We start from the raw sequence: 1,723 nt of genomic DNA on the forward strand, positions 1-1,723 counted from the left end.
GGGGCCGCGATGGCTCGGGGGGGCCGCGACCTGCTCGACGGGCGGGTGACGGGCGGGCGCAACATGACGGGCATCGGTATCGCCACCGCCACCGCCGGCATCATCGTCGGCGCCGTCAGCCAGACCGGCGTCGGCTCTGCGCTCGCCGACGTGGTCGAGGTGCTGTCGCGCGGCAACATCATGGCGATCCTGCTCCTGACGGCGATCCTCAGCCTGATCCTCGGCATGGGCCTGCCGACCACGGCGAACTACATCGTGGTCTCCGCCCTGCTCGCCCCGGTCATCGTCACGCTCGGCCAGCAGAACGGCCTGATCGTGCCGCTGATCGCGGTGCATCTCTTCGTGTTCTACTTCGGCATCATGGCGGACGTGACGCCGCCAGTGGGGCTCGCGAGCTTCGCCGCGGCGGCAGTCTCGGGGGGCGATCCGATCAAGACCGGCGTCGTGGCCTTCTTCTATTCGCTGCGCACCGCCGCCCTGCCCTTCCTCTTCATCTTCAACACCGACCTCCTGCTCATCAACGTCGATCTCCTGCACGGGATCTTCGTCTTCATCGTGGCCACCATCGCCATGCTGCTCTTCGCCGCGGCGACCCAGGGCTGGTTCCTCGCGCGCTCGCGCTTCTACGAATCGATCGCGCTCCTGCTCGTCGCCTTCACTTTCTTCCGTCCCGGCTTCTGGATGGACATGGTGGCGCCGCCCTTCGTCGAGGAACCGCCGGCGGAGCTGGCCGCCGCCGCCGAGGCCACGGCGCCGGGGACCGACCTGCGGCTCCGGGTGGCCGGCGTGAACGACCTCGGCGACCCAGTGGAGTTCGTGGCGCTGGTGCGGGTGCCCGAGGACGCCGGCGAGGACAAGCTCGCGGCCACCGGCATCACGCTGCGCCAGGACGGCGACAAGACGATCATCGACGACGTCGCCTTCGATTCACCCGCCGCAGAAGCCGGGCTCGACTGGGACCAGGAGGTGCTGCGCGTGCTCAGGCCCGCCGATGCCCCGTCGAAGTACTGGATGTATATCCCGGCGCTGGCGCTGCTCGCGCTGGTCGTCTTCGCCCAGCGGGCGCGGGCTGCCGCCGCGCCGCAGCGCCGCTCGGCCGCGTAAAGGATGGGGATGATGTTCAAGTCGATTCTCATTCCGATCGATCTCAACCATGAAGAAACCTGGACCGAGGCCCTGCCTCTCGCGGTAAGTATGGCCCGGGAAAGCGGCGCGGCGCTCCACGTCACCTCGGTGGTGCCCGACTTCGGCTCGGCGATCGTCCAGAGCTACTTTCCGGCCGATTTTGAGACGAAGGCGCTTGAGCGCGCGGAGAGCGAGCTCGAGAAGATCGTAGCCGAGGCCGTTCCGGCCGACCTCAAGTGCCAGCTGCACCTGGAGCACGGGTCGATCCGGAAACACATCATGGATCAGGTCAGGGCCACCGGCGCCGACTTGATCATCATGGCGGCCCATGCGCCGGATCAGTTCCGTGAGATCCTGGTGGGATCCCATGCCGACTGGATCGTGAGGCACGCGCCGGTGTCGGTCTTCGTGCTGCGCAGCCCGGCGCCGTGAGTCCCGCACCCGTCAATTCAGGCCGGCTTCCCTGAAGCATCGCATCGCTCCCTCGTGGATCGGCGCAGTCAATCCGTCGGTTACCATCCCGGCCTTCTCGAGGCCCTCGAATGCCCACACTACACGACTCTCGGGTTTTGGGGCGCTCTTGAAGGAATTCGGTGCC

2 protein-coding genes are annotated in these 1,723 nt (G+C 67.5%); both read left to right on the forward strand.

Translation table 11 applies throughout. From position 1 onward, the window contains the following. Positions 1 to 1,104, forward strand: a 1,104-nt coding sequence (locus tag V7050_RS20895; RefSeq protein ID WP_324411264.1) for a DUF3394 domain-containing protein, incomplete at its 5' end; no start/stop codon positions are given. Between the two features lie 9 nt (positions 1,105 to 1,113). After that, a complete protein-coding gene (locus V7050_RS20900; RefSeq protein ID WP_324375703.1) occupies positions 1,114 to 1,557 on the forward strand; it encodes a universal stress protein in 444 nt (147 codons plus the stop codon). The last annotated feature ends 166 nt before the right edge of the window (positions 1,558 to 1,723 follow it).

The sequence above is a fragment of the Amaricoccus sp. genome (genome assembly GCF_036846665.1).
GTDB lineage: Bacteria > Pseudomonadota > Alphaproteobacteria > Rhodobacterales > Rhodobacteraceae > Amaricoccus.